Annotated in this window: 21 protein-coding genes; 9 read left to right on the top strand and 12 right to left on the bottom strand. The window is 35.1% G+C overall.

What is annotated here, in order from left to right:
- Nucleotides 1–14 precede the first annotated feature (14 nt).
- Nucleotides 15–650 carry a thioredoxin family protein gene (locus M666_RS03070; protein ID WP_029445036.1) on the top strand — a complete coding sequence of 212 codons (636 nt, stop codon included), beginning with the start codon at nt 15–17 and terminating at the stop codon, nt 648–650.
- On the opposite strand, the gene M666_RS03065 is transcribed toward M666_RS03070, so the two are convergent.
- The 5 genes from M666_RS03065 to M666_RS03045 all read right to left on the bottom strand — a co-directional run bounded on the left by M666_RS03065 (nt 627) and on the right by M666_RS03045 (nt 4,112).
- Nucleotides 627–1,364, bottom strand: coding sequence for an energy transducer TonB family protein (locus tag M666_RS03065; RefSeq protein WP_029445035.1), 738 nt, complete (start codon nt 1,362–1,364; stop codon nt 627–629). The genes M666_RS03070 and M666_RS03065 overlap by 24 nt on opposite strands.
- Nucleotides 1,365–1,434: 70 nt before the next feature.
- Nucleotides 1,435–2,145: a tRNA pseudouridine(55) synthase TruB gene (truB, locus tag M666_RS03060; RefSeq protein ID WP_029445034.1), complete on the bottom strand. Its 711-nt coding sequence runs from the start codon at nt 2,143–2,145 to the stop codon at nt 1,435–1,437.
- A 20-nt stretch (nt 2,146–2,165) separates the two neighbouring features.
- A complete protein-coding gene (locus M666_RS03055) occupies nt 2,166–2,960 on the bottom strand; it encodes an undecaprenyl-diphosphate phosphatase (protein WP_024479117.1) in 795 nt (264 codons plus the stop codon).
- Entirely contained in the window at nt 2,961–3,224 is a 264-nt protein-coding gene (locus M666_RS03050) for a DUF3098 domain-containing protein (RefSeq protein WP_025613853.1), read from the bottom strand.
- Between the two features lie 9 nt (nt 3,225–3,233).
- Nucleotides 3,234–4,112 carry a cell division protein FtsX gene (locus M666_RS03045; protein ID WP_024479115.1) on the bottom strand — a complete coding sequence of 293 codons (879 nt, stop codon included), beginning with the start codon at nt 4,110–4,112 and terminating at the stop codon, nt 3,234–3,236.
- A 339-nt stretch (nt 4,113–4,451) separates the two neighbouring features.
- Between M666_RS03045 and leuS the strand changes: the two genes are divergently transcribed.
- From leuS to M666_RS03030, 3 genes are all read left to right on the top strand, one after another.
- On the top strand, nt 4,452–7,673 hold the full coding sequence (gene leuS / locus M666_RS03040) for a leucine--tRNA ligase (protein ID WP_029445033.1): 3,222 nt from the start codon (nt 4,452–4,454) through the stop codon (nt 7,671–7,673).
- Nucleotides 7,674–8,101: 428 nt separating this feature from the next.
- Complete coding sequence (gene ald, locus M666_RS03035) at nt 8,102–9,193, top strand: alanine dehydrogenase (RefSeq protein ID WP_029445032.1); 1,092 nt, start codon at nt 8,102–8,104, stop codon at nt 9,191–9,193.
- 141 nt (nt 9,194–9,334) lie between these two features.
- Complete coding sequence (locus tag M666_RS03030; RefSeq protein WP_029445031.1) at nt 9,335–10,033, top strand: zinc metallopeptidase; 699 nt, start codon at nt 9,335–9,337, stop codon at nt 10,031–10,033.
- A 40-nt stretch (nt 10,034–10,073) separates the two neighbouring features.
- On the opposite strand, the gene M666_RS03025 is transcribed toward M666_RS03030, so the two are convergent.
- The 3 genes from M666_RS03025 to M666_RS03015 are packed head-to-tail and all read right to left on the bottom strand — an operon-like array spanning nt 10,074 to nt 12,520.
- Entirely contained in the window at nt 10,074–10,598 is a 525-nt protein-coding gene (locus M666_RS03025; RefSeq protein WP_151198020.1) for a hypothetical protein, read from the bottom strand.
- Between the two features lie 28 nt (nt 10,599–10,626).
- Nucleotides 10,627–11,097, bottom strand: a complete 471-nt coding sequence (locus M666_RS03020; RefSeq protein WP_025613849.1) for an Lrp/AsnC ligand binding domain-containing protein — start codon at nt 11,095–11,097, stop codon at nt 10,627–10,629.
- Nucleotides 11,098–11,146: 49 nt separating this feature from the next.
- Complete coding sequence (locus M666_RS03015) at nt 11,147–12,520, bottom strand: saccharopine dehydrogenase family protein (protein WP_029445029.1); 1,374 nt, start codon at nt 12,518–12,520, stop codon at nt 11,147–11,149.
- Nucleotides 12,521–12,593: 73 nt separating this feature from the next.
- On the opposite strand from M666_RS03015, the gene M666_RS03010 reads away from it, so the two are divergent.
- Both M666_RS03010 and pckA read left to right on the top strand, forming a co-directional pair.
- Entirely contained in the window at nt 12,594–12,980 is a 387-nt protein-coding gene (locus M666_RS03010) for a DUF423 domain-containing protein (protein ID WP_029445028.1), read from the top strand.
- 77 nt (nt 12,981–13,057) lie between these two features.
- Nucleotides 13,058–14,665 (top strand): phosphoenolpyruvate carboxykinase (ATP), encoded by a 1,608-nt coding sequence (gene pckA / locus M666_RS03005; RefSeq protein ID WP_029445027.1) that lies wholly within the window; start codon nt 13,058–13,060, stop codon nt 14,663–14,665.
- Between the two features lie 66 nt (nt 14,666–14,731).
- Here pckA and M666_RS03000 read toward each other — a convergent pair whose 3' ends face one another.
- Genes M666_RS03000 through M666_RS02990 form a run of 3 tightly spaced genes read right to left on the bottom strand, consistent with a single transcriptional unit; the run spans nt 14,732 to nt 17,811 of the window.
- Nucleotides 14,732–15,478: a uroporphyrinogen-III synthase gene (locus M666_RS03000; protein ID WP_024479106.1), complete on the bottom strand. Its 747-nt coding sequence runs from the start codon at nt 15,476–15,478 to the stop codon at nt 14,732–14,734.
- A gap of 5 nt (nt 15,479–15,483) precedes the next feature.
- Nucleotides 15,484–16,143 carry a DUF4271 domain-containing protein gene (locus tag M666_RS02995; protein ID WP_029445026.1) on the bottom strand — a complete coding sequence of 220 codons (660 nt, stop codon included), beginning with the start codon at nt 16,141–16,143 and terminating at the stop codon, nt 15,484–15,486.
- Complete coding sequence (locus tag M666_RS02990) at nt 16,144–17,811, bottom strand: ArnT family glycosyltransferase (protein ID WP_029445025.1); 1,668 nt, start codon at nt 17,809–17,811, stop codon at nt 16,144–16,146.
- Nucleotides 17,812–17,968: 157 nt separating this feature from the next.
- Here M666_RS02990 and M666_RS02985 point away from each other — a divergent pair, with 157 nt between their 5' ends.
- The 3 genes from M666_RS02985 to M666_RS02975 are packed head-to-tail and all read left to right on the top strand — an operon-like array spanning nt 17,969 to nt 20,472.
- Nucleotides 17,969–18,703, top strand: a complete 735-nt coding sequence (locus tag M666_RS02985; protein WP_025613843.1) for a polyprenol monophosphomannose synthase — start codon at nt 17,969–17,971, stop codon at nt 18,701–18,703.
- Nucleotides 18,700–20,034, top strand: coding sequence for a dihydroorotase (locus tag M666_RS02980; RefSeq protein ID WP_029445024.1), 1,335 nt, complete (start codon nt 18,700–18,702; stop codon nt 20,032–20,034). Before M666_RS02985 ends, M666_RS02980 begins: the two co-directional genes overlap by 4 nt.
- Before the next feature lie 3 nt (nt 20,035–20,037).
- Nucleotides 20,038–20,472 carry a DUF4296 domain-containing protein gene (locus tag M666_RS02975; protein ID WP_029445023.1) on the top strand — a complete coding sequence of 145 codons (435 nt, stop codon included), beginning with the start codon at nt 20,038–20,040 and terminating at the stop codon, nt 20,470–20,472.
- Here the strand turns inward: M666_RS02975 and M666_RS02970 are convergent.
- Entirely contained in the window at nt 20,469–21,476 is a 1,008-nt protein-coding gene (locus tag M666_RS02970) for an SDR family oxidoreductase (RefSeq protein WP_029445022.1), read from the bottom strand. The two genes, M666_RS02975 and M666_RS02970, sit on opposite strands and share 4 nt — an antisense overlap.
- Between the last annotated feature and the right edge of the window lie 87 nt (nt 21,477–21,563).

The raw sequence follows: 21,563 nt of genomic DNA, 5'->3' as shown, positions 1-21,563 counted from the left end.
CAAATAAACCTGTCATGAATATTTTAGAAACCAAAAAAACATCCCAAGAAATTTCTCAGTTATTGAGTGCTAGTTTGCCAAAAGCGGTAAGCTATCAGGAGTACCGTGCTACTGTTTCGGCATTAGTCGCTAACGGGTTGTCTACAGGAACTGTTCAGAACGATGCACTTGCAAATTATACACTGCTTAATGATAAGCGAATGAAACGTTTGGATAAAACGCTTAAATTTTCTGAAGATATTATTGAGGGTATAGCTAAGATAAATAAGAAAGTAACCTGGTTGGTGCTTACAGAAAGTTGGTGTGGTGATGCGGCACAAACCATGCCTGTCATGAATAAATTAGCAAGTCTTAATTCTAATATTGATTTTAAAGTTATTCTACGTGATGAGAACTTAGCACTGATGAATCAGTTTTTGACTAATGGTACTTTGTCTATTCCTAAATTATTAATGATTGATGATGCCACAAATACAGTGTTTTCAGAGTGGGGTCCAAGACCTTCAAAGGCAACACAATTGGTTGCGGAATATAAAAATACACATGGGACATTAACTCCAGAATTTAAGCAAGATTTGCAAATTTGGTATACAAAAGATAAAGGAGTAAATACTGCGGAAGATTTGTTAGCGGGCCTTCTCTTGGAATAAATAGGTGATGGTGCCTTTCTGGCTAGCTTTTGTAGATTTGTTGAAAGATGCTTTGTAGGCATATTCTAAAGCATTGTCTATTAAACAGCCATTGCTAGTGCTAGAGCTGCTTTTATTAAAGTTAGCATCCGTTACGGTACCTTGACTATCTACAACAATATTAACTACTATTTTACCGCCTTCTATGCACGTGTAAATAGGTACAGGTAAACTGTAGTGGTTTCTGTTTATTAAAGAATAGGAAATAGAAGTTCTGCGTTTTGCTAAATTATTGGTGGGCACATCTTTTTGAGCTTCGCGTTCCCCTAATAATTCTTTTGCTTCTTGACGCTTTTTCTTAAGTTCTTTAAGACTGGCGGCATATTGGCCAGAATCGGAGGTTAGAAGCTCATTAGGTTCGTCGTTATCAGAGCTGTTTTCAGCTTCTTCCATTAACTCATCTAATGTTTTTAAAGGCTCAGGGTTTCCAAAACTAGCTTTTGCAGTTTCATTAAAAGCCATATGACTTTTGATAGCTTCTGCTTCTGCCTGGTCTTGTAGTTCTTGTTCCTCTTCTTCTAAAAGTTCTTCGGGTTCTTCTTCGAGTAAAGCTAATTCCACCACGTATTCTTCTTTTTCCTTAGCGCCCAAGTGTATGTTGTATAAACCCAACACCATGATCGCCATGGAAAGAAATGTGATTAGTAATGAAAGTTGACTTTTATTTAAACTCATATTCCTAATAACCACTTTTTTAGAATATTATTTTATCAAATCGACGAACAACAATGAAAATGTCCCTTTTCTAAAGATTTTCTTCAACATCAGGATTCAATAGCTTGTTAAATTCCTCTGTGGTTATTGCATTATCTACGTTGTAATCGCCTATTTTGGTTCTTCTAAGTGATGATAAATGTGCGCCAGAGTTTAGGGCAATTCCAAAATCATGCGCTAGAGATCGGATATAGGTTCCTTTGCTACACGCTACTCTAAAGGAAACTACAGTAGCTTCAATACCCGTAATTTCAAACTCATGAATAGTGATAAGGCGTTTTTTTATTTCAACTTCTAGACCTTCTCTTGCATATTCGTACAAACGTTTACCATCTTTTTTCAATGCGGAAAAAATTGGAGGTGCTTGTTCTATTTCTCCTAAAAACTGTTGGGTAGCTTCTTTTATCATCGCTTCCGTAATATGTTCCGTAGGAAAGGTTTCATTTATTTCAGATTCTAGATCGTAAGAAGGTGTTGTGCCTCCTAAAGTAATAGTCCCTGTGTATTCTTTAGCCTGACCTTGTAGTTCGTTAATTGTTTTGGTAGATTTTCCGGTGCAAATAAGCAGTAAGCCTGTTGCTAAAGGATCTAAAGTACCTGCGTGACCAACTTTTATTTTTTTAAGCTCAAACTTTCTTCGGATGCTCCACTTTATAGAGTTTACCGCTTGAAAAGAAGACCAATTTAATGGTTTGTCAATCAAAAGTGTTTGTCCGTCTAAGAAATGTTCTTTAGTTTTCAATAGCTGTTTTTAAATGCGTATTATCCAAAATATCCGTAAGCGATGGCGATAAGACCTACAATGAAACAGTAGATAGAAAAATAAGAAAGCTTACTTTTCTTTACGAGTTGAATCATCCAAGTACAGGCTCCTAATCCGGCAACAAATGCGGCTATAAAGCCAGCACCCATAGCAACATTATTATCTCCGTCAAAAGTAAGTTCTCCTCCTAATAGGTCTTTAAAAATCTTACCAAAAATTAAAGGTACTACCATCAAGAAAGAAAAACGTGCTGCTTTAGTTTTATCTACACCTAGTAGTACAGAGGTAGAAATAGTAGCACCACTTCTAGAGATACCGGGAAGCATTGCTATTGCTTGAGATATACCTACAAGAAAAGCATTTTTAAAACTAACTTTCTTATCCGTGTCTTTGGCTTTATCTGCAAAATAGAGAAGTACGGCAGTCACTAATAACATGTACCCTACAAAACGAACATTACCTCCAAAAAAGCTTTCCAATTGTTCTTCAAAAAACAAACCAACGAAAACCGCAGGCAACATTGAAATAATAATTTTTACAGAAAATTGTGTTTCGTCGTTCCATTTAAATTGAAAAAGTCCACGAAGTAGTTCCCAAATATCTTTTCTGAAAACAACGATGGTACTAAGTGCCGTAGCAAAATGGAGAACCACAGTAAATAAAAGACTCTCTTCTGGAACAGAATGATCGCCTAAAATAGCTTTTCCTAATTCTAAATGTCCACTTGATGAAACAGGTAGAAACTCTGTTAATCCTTGAATTATACCAAGGATTATTGCGTCTATTACTTCCAATTAGTCTTTCTTATGAGGGTTTAACAAAATAGCATAGATTTCTATTCCTAGGCCAATAAGCACTAAAGTAGGTGCCAAACGGATTCTTCTAAAACTATAAATTTCAGGGTTAAAAACATTTGGATCATCACTACCGCCACCGCTCATTAATATAAAACCTATTACAATAAAGGCAAGGCCAATAAACATGAACATATAATTCTTATGCTGAAAAATAAATTCCTTTTTAGAATCTTGATTTGTATTGTTGCTTTTGTACGCCATGCTGCAAATTTAATAATATAATTCGTCTGTTCTTAAATTTAAAAAACGTTGTGTTGCAAAGTAGGTGCTAATAAGTGAAATTAACAAGCCTAATATAAAAACACTAGAAAAAAGAATAGCCAGTATCGTAGGGTCTTCCATTAATCCTAATTCTGGAAAATTTTCATTCACATAATATAAAACACCCGCCAAGGCAAGCATTGCTAATGCGGCTCCTAGTACACCTAACTTAATGTTGGTCCAAATAAATGGCTTTCGGATAAACACCTTTGTGGCGCCCACCATTTGCATTGTCTTAATAATGAAACGCTTGGAGTAGATAGATAAACGAATAGAGCTATTGATTAATAAAACAGCGATAAACGTAAAAATACTACTGGCTACCAGAATCCAGAAACTAATTCGTTTTACATTTTCATTTAAGAGGCCAATTAAAGGTTTGTCATAGCTAACTTCTTCTACATAACCTTTGGTAGTAATTTCTGCAGCTATCTCTTCCAGCAATTCTGGGGTTACAAAATCAGCATTTAACTGAACGTCTATAGAATTTTTTAATGGGTTGTAACCTAAGAAATCTTGAAAGTTCTCGCCAATATCTTCACTGTGTTGTGCTGCAGCTTCTTCTTTTGAAACATAAGTAGCGGCTTTGGTGTATTCTGCCATGACTAAGCTTTTCTGTAGCTGGTCTATTTCTACCTGCTTTGCATTATCTTTTAAAAAGACAGAGATAGTAATCTGTTCTTTAAAATGATCAGCTAGTTTTTTAGTATTTAAAACCAATAAGCCTAATATTCCTAATAGAAAAAGTACAAGACCTATACTTAAAACTACTGAAAAATAGCTCGATATTAATTTGCGTTGTTGATAGCGCTCGAAAGATTTACTCATAATTTGTGAAAACGATATGTAAAAATAGGAAAGTATATTTAATATAAAATCACTGTTAACACTTTGCTTTGTTTTTAAGTTAGATTTTTATGTAAATAACGCCTTTTTAAGGTCAGAAGATTTCTAAAGGTGATTTTAGCAACCTAAGATACTTAGGAATAATTAGCTTAGACTTTTTTTGTTGAAGGTTTTCATTCATTTATAAGGTAAATTTTGTCACGTTTATAATAGTTTGTTTTTGTTGGATGTGGCTCATGTCATATTATCTTTTTCCCTTTCCTATAATAAACTTATTTTTGCAGCGCATTAAAACCGTCAGGTTTATACAAACTTTATATAATGAACTACGATTTCACAGAAATTGAAGCCAAATGGCAAAAATATTGGGCAGAAAACCAAACGTTTAAAGCAGAAAATAATTCCGATAAGGAAAAGTTTTATGTCTTAGACATGTTTCCTTATCCTTCCGGAGCAGGACTCCATGTAGGGCATCCGTTAGGGTATATTGCTAGTGATATTTATGCGCGTTATAAAAGACATAAAGGGTTTAATGTATTGCACCCTATGGGGTATGATTCTTTTGGCTTACCGGCAGAACAATATGCCATTCAAACAGGGCAACATCCTGCAATTACTACAGAAACAAATATTGCTAGATATAGAGACCAATTGGATAAAATTGGTTTTTCTTTTGATTGGAGCCGTGAAGTGCGTACCTCTACTCCAGAGTATTACAAGTGGACCCAGTGGATATTTATTCAGTTGTTCAACTCGTGGTACAATAATGATACGAACAAGGCAGAAGACATTGCTACATTAACCGCGCTTTTTGAAAAAGAAGGAAATGCGACGGTAAATGCAGTTTGTGATGAAGATATTATAGTTTTTACTGCAGAAGAGTGGAATGCTTTTGACACAAAAAAGCAACAAGAACTACTGTTGCAATACCGACTTACCTATTTGGCAGATACGGAAGTAAACTGGTGTCCTGGCTTAGGTACTGTATTGGCTAATGATGAGATTGTCAATGGCGTATCAGAACGCGGAGGTCACCCTGTTATTCGTAAAAAAATGACGCAGTGGAGCATGCGTATTTCCGCATATGCACAACGTTTATTAGATGATTTAACTACAGTAGATTGGCCACAACCACTTAAAGATTCACAGACCAATTGGATAGGTCGTTCTCAAGGCGCTTCAGTAACGTTTCAAATCCTCCCCCCAACCCCCTCCAAAGGAGAGGGAGCTACTCCTGGATATATGACAGGTGGGAATAATGCGCACTTATTATTAGAAAGAGCAAAAGAAATGCGCAATAATCCTACAGAAGCGGAAGCTATACTATGGGAAAGGTTGAAAGGAAAAAATATAGGAGATAAATTTAGAAGGCAACATCTAATTGCAGATTTTATAGTTGATTTTGTATGTCTTTCTAAAAAATTGATTGTTGAGGTAGATGGTGCAATTCATGAAGAACAAAAAGAGGCAGATCAATCTCGTACAGATGTATTAAATGCAAGAGGATTTAAGGTAGTTCGTTTTACAAATGAACAAGTTATAGGGGATTTAGATGCTGTATTAAATAATATAATTACTGAGCTCTCGAATAGTAAAGAAGTTCCCCCTTCGGGGGTTAGGGGGATTGATGTTTTTACCACGCGCCCTGATACTATTTTTGGAGTTTCTTTTATGACTTTAGCGCCAGAGCATGAGTTGGTTGCTAAAATAACCACGCCAGAGCAAAAAGCGGAGGTTGAAGCATATATAGAAGCCACTGCAAAACGCAGTGAGCGTGAGCGTATGGCAGATGTGAAAACTATTTCAGGGGTTTTTACTGGAGCGTATGCAGAGCACCCATTTACAAAAGAGCCAGTGCCAATTTGGATTGGGGATTATGTGTTAGCGGGTTATGGTACAGGAGCTGTGATGGCGGTACCTTGTGGTGATCAGCGTGATTATGATTTTGCTAAAAAATTCAATATTGCTATTCCTAATGTATTTGAAGGGGTAGATATTTCTGAAGAAGCACATGCAGACAAAGACAAAACCGTAATTGCTAATTCTGATTTTCTAAACGGATTGCCGTATAAGAAAGCCATGAAATTAGCGATTTATGAATTGGAAAAAATAGGACAAGGAAAAGGGAAAATTAACTACCGTTTGCGTGATGCTGTTTTTAGCAGACAACGGTATTGGGGAGAACCTTTTCCAGTATATTATGTAGATGGTATGCCGCAAATGATAGATGCGAAACATTTACCAATTGCATTACCAGAAGTAGAAAAATATTTACCCACCGAAACTGGAGAACCACCATTAGGGAATGCTACCGTTTGGGCCTGGGACACGGTTTCTAATCAGGTTGTAGATAATAGCAAGATAAATAACACCACGGTGTGGCCCTTAGAATTAAATACGATGCCAGGTTGGGCGGGGAGTAGTTTCTACTTTAACCGCTATATGGATCCGAACAATACGGAGGCTATATTTTCGGAGGAGGCCATTAACTATTGGCAAGATGTAGATTTATACATTGGTGGTAGTGAGCATGCAACAGGACATTTATTATATGCACGTTTCTGGCAAAAATTCTTATTTGATAAGGGGGTGGTGCCTAAAAACGAGTTTGCCAAAAAACTGATCAATCAAGGAATGATTACGGGGACAAGTGCATTTGTTTTTAGGGATGAGGAGTCTGGAAAATTATTTTCTAAGGGTTTAATTGGTGATAAAGAGATGACACCTATCCACGCAGACGTATCATTTGTAAATGCCTCTGATGAATTGGATATTGAAGCATTTAAAAACTGGAGAGAAGAATATAAAGAGGCGGAATTTGTTTTAGAAAACGGTAAATACATCGTTGGTCGCGAAGTTGAAAAGATGTCCAAATCTAAATACAATGTGGTAAGTCCAGATAGTATTTGTGTAGAGTATGGGGCAGACAGTTTACGTCTGTATGAGATGTTTTTAGGCCCATTAGAGCAATCTAAGCCTTGGAATACGGCGGGTATTACAGGTACTCATGGTTTTCTTAAAAAATTATGGCGTTTGTATGTAGACGATAATGGTATTAAAGTTACCGATACGGAAGCATCAAAAGACAACCTTAAGACCTTACATAAAACCATTAAGAAAGTAGAAGAAGATATTGAAAATTTCTCTTTCAATACGTCCGTATCTACCTTTATGATTGCAGTGAATGAACTGTCTGCTCAGAAATGTACCAGTAGAGAAGTGTTAGAGGCCTTGGTTATTTTGGTATCGCCTTACGCACCACATATCGCAGAAGAATTATGGAGTAAATTAGGGCATACAACATCTATTGCAACAGCGCCTTTTCCAAAATTTGAGGCATCGCACTTGGTAGAGAGTAGTAAAGAATACCCAGTTTCTTTTAATGGAAAAATGCGTTTCAAATTAGAACTTCCGATGGATTTTACAAAAGATCAGATCGAAGAAGTAGTGATGGCGCATGAAAAAACCATACAACAATTGGCAGGGCGTACGCCTAAAAAAGTCATTATTGTTCCAGGTAAAATTATCAATATAGTAGGTTAAAAAGTAGGCATATCAATCTATCGTAGCAGTAACGGTAGATTGATATGACACTATTCGCCCCTAAAAGGGCAAAATAAGGCTGATAATTGTGCAACGCTTTATTCGAAAATCTGAATTTTAGGCATCAATTTTATTATTTCTGCAAAACAATATAGGGCTAATTGTTAAAAGTCTGATTATTAGTTAAACCATCACAATTTTAGTGGTTTTTGTTTTTTTATTATAACTATTTGTGGCAAATTTGACGCGACTAATTATAATTAAAATTGACATTGGCGAATTAATTTGTTTGTTGAATAAACTTAAGATTTGCCTTTGTCTTTTTTAGTTTGTTTTTTTATAAATGTAATCTGCAGGAATCTGATAATCAAATTCATTTTTATGCAGATATTTTTCTTTTTAATCGAAAGTTCTAATAAATAAAGCAAATGAAAATAGGTATCCCTAAGGAAATTAAAAACAATGAGAGTCGTGTTGGTATGACTCCAGGTGGTGTTTTTGAATTAGTAAAAAACAACCATGAAGTATTTGTACAATCAACGGCAGGAGATAATAGTGGTTTCTTAGATGAAGCGTATGTTGAAGCGGGAGCTACAATTTTAGAAACTATTGAAGAGATTTATGCTATCGCAGAAATGATAGTAAAAGTTAAGGAGCCTATTGAACAAGAATATAGCCTTATTAAAAAAGGACAAATTGTTTTCACATATTTCCATTTTGCATCTAGCGAGCCTTTAACGAAGGCTATGTTAGAAAGTGGTGCTATTTGTATTGCTTATGAAACGGTAGAAGATAGAGATGGTGGTTTACCATTGTTAACGCCTATGTCTGAAGTGGCAGGTAGAATGTCTATTCAGCAAGGAGCAAAGTATTTAGAGAAACCAGTTAAAGGTCGTGGTCTTTTATTAGGTGGTGTACCGGGTGTACCTCCAGGAAAAGTTTTAATACTTGGTGCAGGTGTAGTAGGTATGCAAGCTGCTAAAATGGCATCTGGTTTAGGTGCTCAGGTAACTATATTAGATATAGACATGAAGCGCTTACGTTATGCTAATGATGTGTTGCCAGCAAACTGTACTACTTTATTTTCTAATGAATATAATATTAGAGAGCACGTGCAAACACATGATTTAATTATTGGTGGAGTTTTACTTAAAGGTAAAAAAGCACCAAACTTAATCACTAGAGACATGCTTAAAACCATGAAATCTGGTGCTGTTATTGTAGATGTTGCTGTAGATCAGGGTGGTTGTGTAGAGACTACAAAGCCAACAACACACCAAGATCCTATTTATATTATAGATGAAATTGTACACTACTCTGTAGCAAACATGCCAGGAGCTGTACCTTATACTTCTACTTTAGCACTTACTAACGTAACTACAAGTTATGCTATTAAGATTGCTAATATGGGTTGGAAAAAAGCATTGGCTTCTGATCCAGGATTACAAAAAGGTTTAAATATTTCTGAAGGAGAAGTAATCTATAAAGAAATTATTGAAGCATTTGATTGGGCATCATAAGTTCGTCTAGGTCAAAGCGATATAATTATAAATCCTGCCAAATTTTCCGCATTTATGTGTTGGAAAATTTTGGCGGGATTTTTGCTTTTATAGTATAAGGCAAAGAAACTTTGCTATATTTAAGTTTTAAAATAAAAAATTATGTACGGATATTATATATTAATTGGAGGAATAGCTTTAGTAAGCTGGTTGGTAAGTAGGAAGCTGAAAAGCAAGTTTGAGCAATACTCAAAAGTTCATTTACGAAATGGAATGAGCGGTGCAGAAATTGCAGAAAAAATGCTAGCGGATAATGGTATACGTGATGTAAAGGTTATCTCTACGCCAGGAATGCTTACGGATCATTATAATCCTGCTAACAAGACCGTAAATTTAAGTGAAGGTGTGTACAGTCAGCGTAACGCATCTGCAGCAGCAGTTGCAGCACACGAATGTGGACACGCCGTGCAACATGCACAAGCGTACCAGTGGTTGGGCTTAAGATCTAATTTAGTGCCTATAGTAAACGTTACCTCTAACTTTGCGATGTGGGTTGTTTTTGGAGGGCTCATGTTAGGTGCTGCTGCAGGATTTGGATTTGGATATTGGGTTGCAGTTGCAGGTTTGGTCATGATGAGTTTTGCTACCATATTTAGTTTGGTTACGTTGCCTGTAGAGTATGATGCTAGTAACCGTGCCCTAGCATGGTTAAAACATAAAAATATGTTAGCTCCAGATGAATATGCTGGCGCAGAAGACGCATTGAAATGGGCAGCTAGAACCTATTTGGTGGCAGCTATAGGCTCTATTGCAACATTGGCCTATTGGGCATTACAAGTTTTTGGCGGAAGAAGAGATTAATATTCCCGTGTAAAAAATATAAAAAAGAGGCTTCTTAGTACTAAGGAGCCTCTTTTGTTTTTAGTGCTTGTTCGTATGGGTATAGTCGTATATAATAAACGATACTTCTTAGAAGTTCTTCTTTATTATCTTCTATGATTTTTATCGTATAGTTATTTTTAGAAGGATTCGAAAATTCATATTCAATGCGACTCTCTGACTTAATTTCATCAAAATAGCTGCTAATTATAGTCGTTGCATTTGGGTTTACTACTTTTAGAATTCTGGATTTAAGGTCTTCATCAAAACTAATGGATAGTTGAGCTTGGCAATGGCAACTTCCGTTAGTTGTCTTTGGAAGCGTTTTTATACTATGTATGTTAGTTTTTGTATTAAATAACTCCCTTAGCAAATATTTAGGATGGTCTACATTGAACAGCTTAAAAAAAGCACTTTCTTTAGCATGAACAGCAGTGAGTTCTTTTCGTAAGCTTAAATTGGCCATTAAGCTATCACATTCTAATTCCTTTTTGCAGGAGGAACATAGTAGGAGTATAGAGAGTACAATAAAGAATCGTTTTTTCATTTTCAGGTTTAAGAAAATACAAGCTCTTTTATATGGTAATCTGACGTTCTATTTGCTGATCTAAAGAGATAAAGGTTTCAGTTCGTGATACGCCATCAATTTGTTGAATGTTGTTGTTTAAAACTTGCATTAAATGCTCGTTATCTCTGCACAATACTTTTATTAGGATAGACCAGTTTCCTGTGGTGTAATGACATTCTAGAATCTCAGGTATTTTTTCGAGCGCCTTTACGGCCACAGGGTTACTCATTGCTTTATCTAAATAGATGCCGACATAAGCCATCGTAGAAAACCCTAATACTTTAGGGTTGATTACAAATTTAGAACCTGCGATTAGCCCAGAGTTTTCTAACTTTCGAAGCCTTTGGTGAATAGCGGCACCAGAAATACCAATGTTTCTGGCAATTTCCAAAACAGGTTTGCGGGCATCAGACATTAAATAGCGTAATATTTTTTTGTCAATTCCGTCTATTTTTACATTTTCTTTAGCTGATTTCATCTGTTGCTCTTTCAATTTAATATGAAATATAGCAAATTAGTTTCAATTATTAACTAGCCACAGTATTTGGATTGTACCCTAGGTAGGTAACTTCTTCCTCGTTAAAAATAATTCCGTAAGCTTCTAGTTCTTTTAAAATAGGGGTATAAACCTCTTCATGTAAAGGAATTTGAATACCTGGTCTTGTAATTTTTTTGTTTAAAATAAGAAGGGTAGCAATAGCAACAGGCAAACCAACTGTTTTAGCCATAGCGGTATGGGTTCTGTTTTCTCCTATAACCACCATGCTAGCATCTATTTGCTTTTTAGCGCCATTTACTTCATAGCCAAATTTGTGATACATGACAATCATATCCTTGTCTTCATCGGCAAGCGTCCAGCTGTCTTCTAATATTTTCTGTAATATTTGAGCAGGGGTTGCATTTTCAAGCGCAATTTTTTTATCGCTGCTAAATAAATTAAGCTCTTGAAGTTTATCCCACATAATATCATCTTGATCTATTTTTAGATAGTACCTAAGTTTCAATTCAACAGAATCTGTAGGGGAGTAGGGTAAAAACAAATTGACAAATTCTCTATTGGTCATTCCTTCAGAGTTTTCAATAGTATAGCTATCATCTGTCATTCCTAATTGCACAAACATATTCCAGGCTTTAGAAAATCCTACGCGCCTCATAGTACCTCTATAAAGCGTTAAGATATCTGTAAGGCCATATGCTTCTCTATATTTTAAAGAATCTCTATTGGCATAGACTTCAAATTTGCCATAGCCTTTAATGTCTACGAATTCTGTTCTTCTAAATAGTTTGTGGTAAGGAATGTATTTATAGGTGCCCTCTTGTATGAATTGAGCGGTACCACCTTGACCGGCGACAACTACATTTCTAGGATTCCATGTAAATTTATAATTCCATAAGTTGTTATCACTTTCTGGAGCTACTAAACCTCCTGTGAAAGATTCAAACAATAACATTTTACCACCTTTCTTTTTAATTTGGTTGATAATCTGCATGGCACTCATGTGGTCAATACCTGGATCAAGGCCAACTTCATTCATAAAAACGAGCCCTTTTTCCTTAGCCTCTTTATCTAAGGTTTTAATTTCATCGCTTACATAAGAAGCAGTGACAAGGTGTTTGTTAAAGTGAATGCAATCTTTGGCTATATTAATGTGCATATGTGCAGGGAGCATAGACACTACTATGTCTACTTCTTGCACAGCTTTTTGGCGTTCAGGAGTATTAAAAATATCCAATTTTACGACATCAAAATTAGAGTGATTCTTGAACTTTGCTGGAATAGCCTCTGGATTTAGATCTGCTATGACAATCTGTAATTGTTCTTCAATTGCTTTTTCTAAAAAGTAATCTAATAGGTAGGATGTGGACTTGCCAGCACCAATAATTAGAATTTTTCGCAGCATAGTTTTGTATCTTTATAGTGACAATCAAAAAATCACTTTTGTTATATATGTAAAAATAACAATCATTTTAGTTATGAACAAAACAATTTTTAGTACAGGAATTTTATTTGGAGCCCTTGCAGTAATTCTGGGAGCTTTTGGCGCGCACGGATTAAAAGAGGTATTAAGCGAAGAGGCTTTAGCATCTTATACTACTGGGGTTACCTATCAAATGTATCATGCATTAGTGCTTTTAATTCTTTCAGGAGTTACCAAGATTCAAGAAAAAAATAAAAAACTTATTTATGGGGTATTTACGGCAGGTGTGTTGCTGTTTTCTTTTTCTATTTATTTGTTGGCAACAAACAGCTTAACTTCTTTCGATTTTAAGGCTATTGGATTCATTACACCGGTGGGTGGACTCCTATTAATTGCAGGTTGGATTTTACTCGGATTTCGTTATTATAAAGAAAAATATTAGATATTAACGAAAAAACTACCCTATGAATTATAATTTCAATAATTTTACCCCGTTAAAACTAATAAATCTTCTTTAATATGGATAAGATTGCGAAAACGATTTCGTTGATTAAGTATGGTATTACAAGTGAAAATGTGCATTATCAATTATCACCAGATGATTTGCATAAATTAACCCTAGAAAAAGGTATGGGTAAAGAGGCATCTTCTGGTGCTCTTGCGGTAAATACGGGTGAGTTTACTGGTAGGTCTCCAATGGATAGATTTATAGTAAAAGATGAGATTACAGATGAAAAAGTTTGGTGGGGGAATGTCAATATTCCATTTGAGCCTGCTGCTTTTGATGCTTTGTATGATAAAGTCATCAATTATTTAAATGAAAAAGAAATTTATGTACGTGACAGCTATGCGTGTGCAGATGAAGATTACAAATTAAATATTAGGGTTATTAATGAGTACCCTTGGTCTAACATGTTTGCTAGTAACATGTTTTTAAGACCTACAGAAAAAGAATTGGTGAATTTTGATCCAGAATGGACGGTGGTTAACGCTCCTGGTTTTATGGCAGATGCTGAGGTAGATGGTACGCGTCAACATAATTTTGCGATTTTAAATTTCACAAGAAAAATTGCCTTAATAGGTGGTACCGGGTATACCGGAGAAATTAAAAAAGGAATTTTTTCTGCTCTTAACTTTATCCTACCGGTGTATAAGAATACTTTGCCAATGCATTGCTCTTCAAATGTAGGTAAAGATGGTGATACGGCTATTTTCTTTGGCCTTTCGGGAACAGGAAAAACAACACTATCTGCAGATCCAAATAGAAAACTAATTGGAGATGATGAGCATGGTTGGACAAAAGAGAATACCATTTTTAATTTTGAAGGGGGTTGTTATGCAAAAGTGATCAACCTATCTGCAGAAAACGAGCCTGAAATTTTTGGAGCTATTAAAAAAGGGGCGCTACTTGAGAATGTAGTTATGAATTCTGAAGGTGTGGTAGATTTTGAGGATATCTCTATCACGCAAAATACAAGAGTAAGTTATCCTATTGATCATATTGAAAACATTCAAGTGCCTTCTATAGGGAAGAATCCTAAAAATATATTCTTTTTAACGGCAGATGCTTTTGGGGTGTTGCCTCCAATTTCTAAATTAACGCCTAGCCAAGCAGCGTACCATTTTATCTCAGGATATACAGCAAAAGTGGCAGGAACGGAAGCCGGAGTGGTAGAACCTACACCAAATTTCTCAGCCTGTTTTGGAGCGCCATTCATGCCTTTACATCCTACGGAGTATGCAGAAATGCTTAGTAAGAAGATGAAAGATGCCGGTGTTAATGTTTGGTTGGTAAATACGGGATGGACAGGTGGTCCTTACGGTATTGGTACCCGCATGAAGCTTAAATATACACGTGCCATGATAACGGCGGCGTTAAATGGTGACTTAGGATTGTATTCTTATGACAAGTACCATATTCATTCTGTATTTGGCGTTGCACAACCTAGAGAGTGTCCAGGGGTGCCTACAGAGGTGTTAAGTCCTAGAACAACCTGGGATGATGATCAGAAGTATTATACCACAGCATTTAAGTTGGCTAATGCTTTCCGTGAGAACTTTAAAAAGTTTGAATCTTATGCAAATGAAGAAATAAGACGTGGCGGACCGCAGCGTTACGGATTCTAAATATCAAATAAATAAAAAAGCCTCTGAAAAGAGGCTTTTTTTATGCTTGTAAATAAAAGTAAAGAATTACTTTTTATTTAAACTTGTAATGTATTTCTGCAATGCCATGGTCATAGAAGGCGTTTCAGGTGTTGGTGCTTTAATGTCTATTCTAAGACCAGCATCTGTTGCTGCATTTACGGTAGAATTCCCGAAAACAGCAATTCTAGTATCATTCTGTTCAAAATCTGGGAAATTCTTTAATAAAGACTCAATTCCAGAAGGACTAAAGAATACCAAGATATCATAATACACATCTTTTAAATCAGAAAGGTCACTAACTACCGTTTTGTAGAAAATACCTCTAGTCCAAGTTAAGCCTAAAGCATCCAATGTTTCAGGAACAATTGGTTTTAGAGAATCTGAAGAAGGTAGTAAGAATTTTTCGTCTTTATACTTTTTGAAAAGAGTAGAAAGATCTTGAAAATTCATTTTACCAACATAGATTTTACGCTTTCTGTAGACTACGTATTTTTGTAAGTAATAGGCAACAGCTTCTGACTGACAGAAATATTTCATAGAATCAGGCACTTTAAAACGCATTTCTTCTGCAATTCTAAAAAAGTGATCTACCGCATTTCTACTAGTTAAAATAATAGCAGTAAAATTGTTAAGATCAATTTTTTGTTGTCTTACAGTTTTAGCATCTACACCTTCAACATGTATAAAGGGTCTAAAATCTACCTTTACTTTTTCCTTGTCAATAAGTCGGGAATATGGAGAGTTTTCCATCTTCGGTTCTGGTTGCGATACCAAAATCGTTTTTACTTTCATAAGCATCAGTCTTTAAAGTAATCTCCTAAAAGCACTAAGGGTGCTATTTCGAGTGCGCAAAGGTACAAAATAAAATAGAAAAAATTATTGGTAATTAATTTTTGATGATTTCGTATGGCAGTAACCCATCCCAGAATATTTATTGCGGCAATTAATAGTGCGGTTATATAGATTACAATTTTTGAATCTTTTAAAATATATGCAAGAAGAATATTCGCCACAAACATGATTAAACTACTGTAGTTAAAGTAGGATATTTTTTTAAATAAAAATTCACTAATAGCTCCTTGCATGTTAAAAACAAAGGCGTTGCACAGGTGTAAGATCAATTTAGAGAAAAAGAAAGATATTAAAATTCCTAGGGCAATAATGTAAGTAAAAGGGGTATTTATATGGTGCGATAATTTAAAAATTGAATCTATAAAATATAGAAATAAAGTGAAATTTAAAAGCTGAAATATGGAGAGAAAAATAGTGAACCAATGCGATAATTTATCCTTCTTGTTGTATAAAAATATGTATTTATTGTTGAAAGGCAGGATGATAAAGTTCGTAAACCTACCGTAATAAATCTTTTTTGCTAAAACTAATGTCGTAATACTGCAACATAAAATCAGCGTAATCCAGTCAATATTTTCTATACTTCTTAGTAAGACTTCTTTCATTTAGTTTACTAATTTTATATTATCACCATTCATTCCTGGTTGAAGTCCGTTTTCGCTGATAGCAACTTTAAAATACCCCGGGTTTTCCATTTTAAAGGCAGGTAGGGTAAAGCTGTAATACAAAGTGTCTTTTGCTTTGAGTACCGTAAGGTTAGGATTTTTTGGAATTGGTGTAATTCCAATAATTTCTTCTGGGCGTTTATATTGGGTATGATAGACAACGCTATATTTCAGTTTGTTTATGGCAATGTCAAAATCATAGGGATTATAAATCTTAAGATCAATGGGACTATCATTTTTTAAAGATATCTCACTTTTATCAAGAATGGCACGCAATTTTCTAAAAGATTCAAAATTATCCATATAAACTCCAAATCCTTTCTTCTGTTTTGGTAAGTCAACAGCAATATCACCTTTACTTAAATATTGAGAAACGTATAGAACTCTTTTGTGTTGCACTTTTGATTCGGAATCATCAATAGAGTATTGGTTTCTACGATACATGACATTGTTAAGAGAGAACGAGGTGTTTCCTGAGTAGAACGCATACATAGGAGCGTTCCTGTAGGAATTTTCAAAAACTACTGGAGTATCACCAACGCGATCACTAATAGAAGCTGCCCATTCTTTATTGCCATGAGATTCATAGTGTAAAGGAGAAATTTCTTCGAAAACCAATATAAAGCGTACAAAAACAAGCAGTACAATATTTACCAATCCCATTCTGTAAATCCATTTCTTAGCATTTTCATTTTCTAACATATAGTTAAAAGCAATGATGGCTAGGGATATGGAAATCACAATGATCCATTGTGTTTGTATTCTACGATTAAAACTAGAAATAAAGAAAAAGAGGATGGTACCATAGGTTAGGAATAAAAGTGCTCTATTAAAAGCATCTGTTCTTTTAGTTTTCCATAAGGCTTTATATACCCAGAAAAAAGTGAAACCAAACAAGGCTAATAGGTTTAAGAAGAAACCAACCGTATAATCATTAAACTCATAAGCTCTATTAGGGCGCTCAAATAGGTGATACTTTATCGAGACAAAATTATTCTCATAAAGCCATAAAAAGTGAGGTAAATAACCTAGTAATGCAACAAATACCGCTAACCAGGCATATTTGTTTAAAACTAATTTAATATTAGAGAGTAGTATAAATATAATGACAAGAACAGCGTGGTACTTGCTATACATTAAAGCGCTCATCACCAGCCCTAGGATAATAGCCAGTACTACAGAAGGGGCGGTAATAAACTTTTTATAGACGTATAAAAAAACAGCAGTAAAAAATAAAAGAGGTGTATCTGGGAGCGTAAAAAAACCATACGCGTTTAAGAGTGTCATGGAAAATGTGAGCACAAAAAAGTGTAACACATAATCTTTCTTTTTAGGATTGTCTATTACGAGCCAAATAAAGATAAGAGTACCTATAGAGAGTAGGCAACTCATAAACCGAACTCCCAATTCGCCCTCAAAGAAAAAGCTACTTAGTTTCACTAAAAATGCGACCATTGGGGGGTGATCAAAATAACCCCAAGCCATATTTTGAGCATAGTGCCAATAATAGGCCTCGTCAAAGATTAAATCGGTAAAATAACTTTGTATTAGATTAATGACAAAAATAATCCCAAGAAGGTAAATAAATAATTTCGGCAGTTTCTGCATTTTTTAACAAGCTTATTTCGGCAAAATTACAAATTATAAGACATAGGCTTTTAATTAATTGTTTAAATGGACTTTTTTGACAAAAAAATCATAAATAATATGAGCACATTTCGTTACCACTATAAAAAAACTATTTTTGCAAGAATAGATTTATTTTATGATAGATAGGCTTGTTATTATTCCAACTTTTAATGAAATTGAAAACATAGAGGCTATTATTAAAGCTGTTTTTAATTTAAAGAAAGAGTTTCATGTGTTAATCGTGGATGATAACTCACCAGATGGAACGGCTGATAAAGTTAGAGAACTACAAAAAACGTTTCCTGAAAAATTATTTTTAGAAGTACGAAAAGAAAAAGCCGGTTTAGGTACGGCTTATATTCATGGCTTCAAATGGGCAATAGAAAGAAAATATGATTTCATTTTTGAAATGGATGCAGATTTTTCGCATACCCCATCAGATCTTATTCGCCTGCATCAGGCCTGTGTAGATGGGGCAGATTTAGCTATAGGGTCTAGATATATAAAAGGGGTCAATGTTGTGAATTGGCCTTTACACCGTGTCTTGTTGTCTTATGGAGCATCGTTTTATGTAAAAATTATTACGCGAATGATGGTTCATGATCCTACCGCAGGATTTATTTGTTACAAACGAAGAGTTTTAGAAACTATAGATTTGTCTGCAGTACATTTTGTGGGCTATGCGTTTCAAATTGAAATGAAATTTAGAGCGCATTTAAATAAGTTTAAAATAGTAGAAGTACCCATTGTCTTTACAGATCGTGTATTAGGGAAATCAAAAATGAATTCGTCTATTTTTCGAGAAGCTATTTTTGGAGTAGTTAAAATGAAATGGATGAGTTTTTTTAGAAAAAATAAATTTAAAGCATGAGCAAGTTTTTAATAAAGAATGCTACTATCGTCAATGAAAATAAACTGCAAGTAGCAGATGTTCTTATTCAAGACGATATTATTCAAAAAATAGATGCTACTATTTCTGACACTACAGCGACTGTTATCGATGCTTCGGGGAAGTATCTTTTACCTGGGGTAATTGATGATCAAGTGCATTTTAGAGAACCTGGGTTAACGCACAAGGGCAATATAGCTAGTGAGAGTAGGGCGGCAGTTACTGGCGGGATTACTACTTTTATGGAACAGCCTAATACAAACCCGCAAACCACGACCATAGAGAAATTGGAAGATAAGTTTGCTTTAGGAGCAGCAAGCGCTTATGCTAATTATTCTTTCTTATTTGGGGGGACTAATGACAATTTAGAAGAGCTTAAAAAGCTTGATAAAAATGCTTGTTCTGGCGTAAAACTATTCTTAGGATCTTCTACAGGAAATATGCTAGTAGATAATGAGGAGGTTATCGAAAAGATATTTAGAAATACCGAAATGGTGATTTCGGCTCACTGTGAAGATGAGACCACGATAAAAAATAATTTAGCCAAGTACAAGGAACAATACGGGGATGATATTCCAATGGAGTATCATTCAATTATACGTAGTGCAGAGGCTTGTTATTTATCTTCGTCAAAAGCCATTGCATTGGCGAAACAAACAGGTGCAAGGTTTCATGTGTTCCATTTGTCTACAGGAATAGAAACAGCTCTGTTCAGAAATGATATTCCTTTAAAAGACAAGAAAATTACGGCAGAGGTTTGTTTGCATCATTTATGGTTTTCGGAGGAAGATTATAAAACTAAAGGGTCTTTAATTAAATGGAATCCGGCAGTAAAAACTGCGGAAGATAGATCGCAATTATGGGATGCTTTTTTAGATGATAGAATTGATGTTTTAGCAACAGATCACGCACCACATACTTTAGAAGAAAAAGATAATGTATATACCAAGGCACCCTCTGGAGGGCCATTAGTGCAACATGCTTTGCCTGCTATGTTAGAGAAATACCATGAAGGTAAAATAAGTTTAGAAAAGATTGTGGAGAAGATGTGCCACAATCCTGCTATCTTATTTGAAATAGATAGGAGAGGGTATGTGCGTGAGGGGTATTATGCAGATTTAGTTTTGGTAGATTTAAATAATTCTTGGACCGTATCCAAAGAAAATATCGTGTACAAATGTGGTTGGTCTCCTTTTGAAGGAACTGCTTTTCAATCGAAAATATCACATACTTTTGTAAACGGACATCTGGCGTATGAAAACGGAGTTATTTCCGAGAAGCGAAATGCCAAACGCCTTACCTTCAATAGATAATTTATGTATAGAATCCTTTTTTTATGTGTTTTGGCTTTGATGGTTTCTTGTAAGGAGGAATTAATCAATCCGCCAGAAAATCTTATTGCGAAAGATAAGATGTCTGCAATTTTGTATGATTTAGCATTGGTCACGGCGGCAAAAAATACAAGTGTAGATGTGCTAAAAGAGAACAAAATAGAGGCAATGAAATACATTTATACTAAGCATGATATAGATAGTTTGCAATTTGTGCAGAGCGATGTGTATTATGCCTCTTATCCTGCGGTATATGGTGAAATCTATAAAAGTGTGGAAGACAAGTTAAAAGCGGATATAAAGGTAATAGATGATGCTAAAAAAGAGCAGCGAACCTTAGATAGTATTGAGCGTGTACGTAAGCCTAAAAAACTTGATAGTATAAAAGCGGGCAAACCTATTAAGCCAAAAGCGAATTAGGAAGTTTCTTTTTTAAATTGTTCTGTACAAAAATCTAATACCTTAGCTATAGGTTCAAAGGTATAGCTAAAAGCAGTTTTGATTTTTTGGTTGTCATATTGTTTTTGCTCTTGGAGTGATTTTGCACTGTTCTTGGTCAATTTTCGTTCTTTGTTAGAGAAGAAGCTTGCAAGCCAATCTAGTCGCCATAAAAGGCTTAAGTGCCATTTTTTTAATTCCTTATGGGGAGGTTTAACTCCTAGGCTATTGGAGATTTGGTGTAACACTTCCCGGTAGGTTTTATTTTCGGCTATGGCGATAAATCGTTCTTTGTGTAGTTCAGAATTCATACCTAATACTAATAACTTCACAACATCTATTACACTGATAAACCCTGTTCCGCTGGGAGGATAATAGGCATAATTTTTAGCAGCTGTTTGAAATACTGCGCCACTACCAGAATGCCAATAACCAGGGCCTAAAATAATTCCAGGATTTAATATAAGAGCAGTTAAGCCTTCTTGAGAGCCGCGCCAAACTTCCATTTCTGCATCATACTTGGTAAGAGCATAAACATTGGCGTCTTTGGCATTCCAATCAGATGATTCATTGGCAATATTAGAATTAATTTCTTGCCCAATGGTGGCAATAGAACTTACATAAACGAGTTTTTTAATATTACTAGCAATGCTTATGTTTACAATATTTGCTGTGCCTTCACAGTTGATTTTGTAGAGCCGATCATAATCTTTAGGGTCAAAAGAAATTAAAGCAGCACAATGGTATACATGTGTAACTGTATCAAAAGCTATTTCTAAGGCAGGCACATCATTAATATCCGCAAGTACCCATGCAATTTTTTGAAACTGTTCTTTAAAATTTTTAGTGTAGTAAGAGAATATCTTTTCTACCTGTTTTAAGTCGCTTCCTTCTCTATGGATGGCGCGTATACTCGCATTTGTTTTTGTTAATTCAAACAAAAGGTGTGACCCAACTAAACCTGTACCGCCTGTGACTAAAATCATGGTTTAAAAATACGGAATTGTAAGTTATTTATTCAAGTTTAAACACCGCTAAAACACTACATTCTTTTATATTTGCAGCTACATTAA

The organism is Cellulophaga baltica 18, assembly GCF_000468615.2.
Taxonomy (GTDB): Bacteria; Bacteroidota; Bacteroidia; order Flavobacteriales; family Flavobacteriaceae; genus Cellulophaga; species Cellulophaga baltica.
Note: the sequence above shows the minus strand (reverse complement) of the source record. Positions and strands in the feature narration are given on the sequence as shown.

Coding starts and splice junctions, on each gene's coding strand:
- M666_RS03015 (WP_029445029.1), bottom strand. CDS start 12,520: ATGCTGCGAAAAATTCTAATTATTGGTGCTGGCAAGTCCACATCCTAC.
- ald (WP_029445032.1), top strand. CDS start 8,102: ATGAAAATAGGTATCCCTAAGGAAATTAAAAACAATGAGAGTCGTGTT.
- M666_RS03050 (WP_025613853.1), bottom strand. CDS start 3,224: ATGGCGTACAAAAGCAACAATACAAATCAAGATTCTAAAAAGGAATTT.
- pckA (WP_029445027.1), top strand. CDS start 13,058: ATGGATAAGATTGCGAAAACGATTTCGTTGATTAAGTATGGTATTACA.
- M666_RS03025 (WP_151198020.1), bottom strand. CDS start 10,598: ATGAAAAAACGATTCTTTATTGTACTCTCTATACTCCTACTATGTTCC.
- M666_RS03020 (WP_025613849.1), bottom strand. CDS start 11,097: ATGAAATCAGCTAAAGAAAATGTAAAAATAGACGGAATTGACAAAAAA.
- M666_RS02975 (WP_029445023.1), top strand. CDS start 20,038: ATGTATAGAATCCTTTTTTTATGTGTTTTGGCTTTGATGGTTTCTTGT.
- M666_RS02970 (WP_029445022.1), bottom strand. CDS start 21,476: ATGATTTTAGTCACAGGCGGTACAGGTTTAGTTGGGTCACACCTTTTG.
- M666_RS03070 (WP_029445036.1), top strand. CDS start 15: ATGAATATTTTAGAAACCAAAAAAACATCCCAAGAAATTTCTCAGTTA.
- M666_RS02995 (WP_029445026.1), bottom strand. CDS start 16,143: ATGAAAGAAGTCTTACTAAGAAGTATAGAAAATATTGACTGGATTACG.
- M666_RS03065 (WP_029445035.1), bottom strand. CDS start 1,364: ATGAGTTTAAATAAAAGTCAACTTTCATTACTAATCACATTTCTTTCC.
- M666_RS03030 (WP_029445031.1), top strand. CDS start 9,335: ATGTACGGATATTATATATTAATTGGAGGAATAGCTTTAGTAAGCTGG.
- leuS (WP_029445033.1), top strand. CDS start 4,452: ATGAACTACGATTTCACAGAAATTGAAGCCAAATGGCAAAAATATTGG.
- M666_RS03045 (WP_024479115.1), bottom strand. CDS start 4,112: ATGAGTAAATCTTTCGAGCGCTATCAACAACGCAAATTAATATCGAGC.
- M666_RS02990 (WP_029445025.1), bottom strand. CDS start 17,811: ATGCAGAAACTGCCGAAATTATTTATTTACCTTCTTGGGATTATTTTT.
- M666_RS03000 (WP_024479106.1), bottom strand. CDS start 15,478: ATGAAAGTAAAAACGATTTTGGTATCGCAACCAGAACCGAAGATGGAA.
- M666_RS02985 (WP_025613843.1), top strand. CDS start 17,969: ATGATAGATAGGCTTGTTATTATTCCAACTTTTAATGAAATTGAAAAC.
- M666_RS03010 (WP_029445028.1), top strand. CDS start 12,594: ATGAACAAAACAATTTTTAGTACAGGAATTTTATTTGGAGCCCTTGCA.
- M666_RS02980 (WP_029445024.1), top strand. CDS start 18,700: ATGAGCAAGTTTTTAATAAAGAATGCTACTATCGTCAATGAAAATAAA.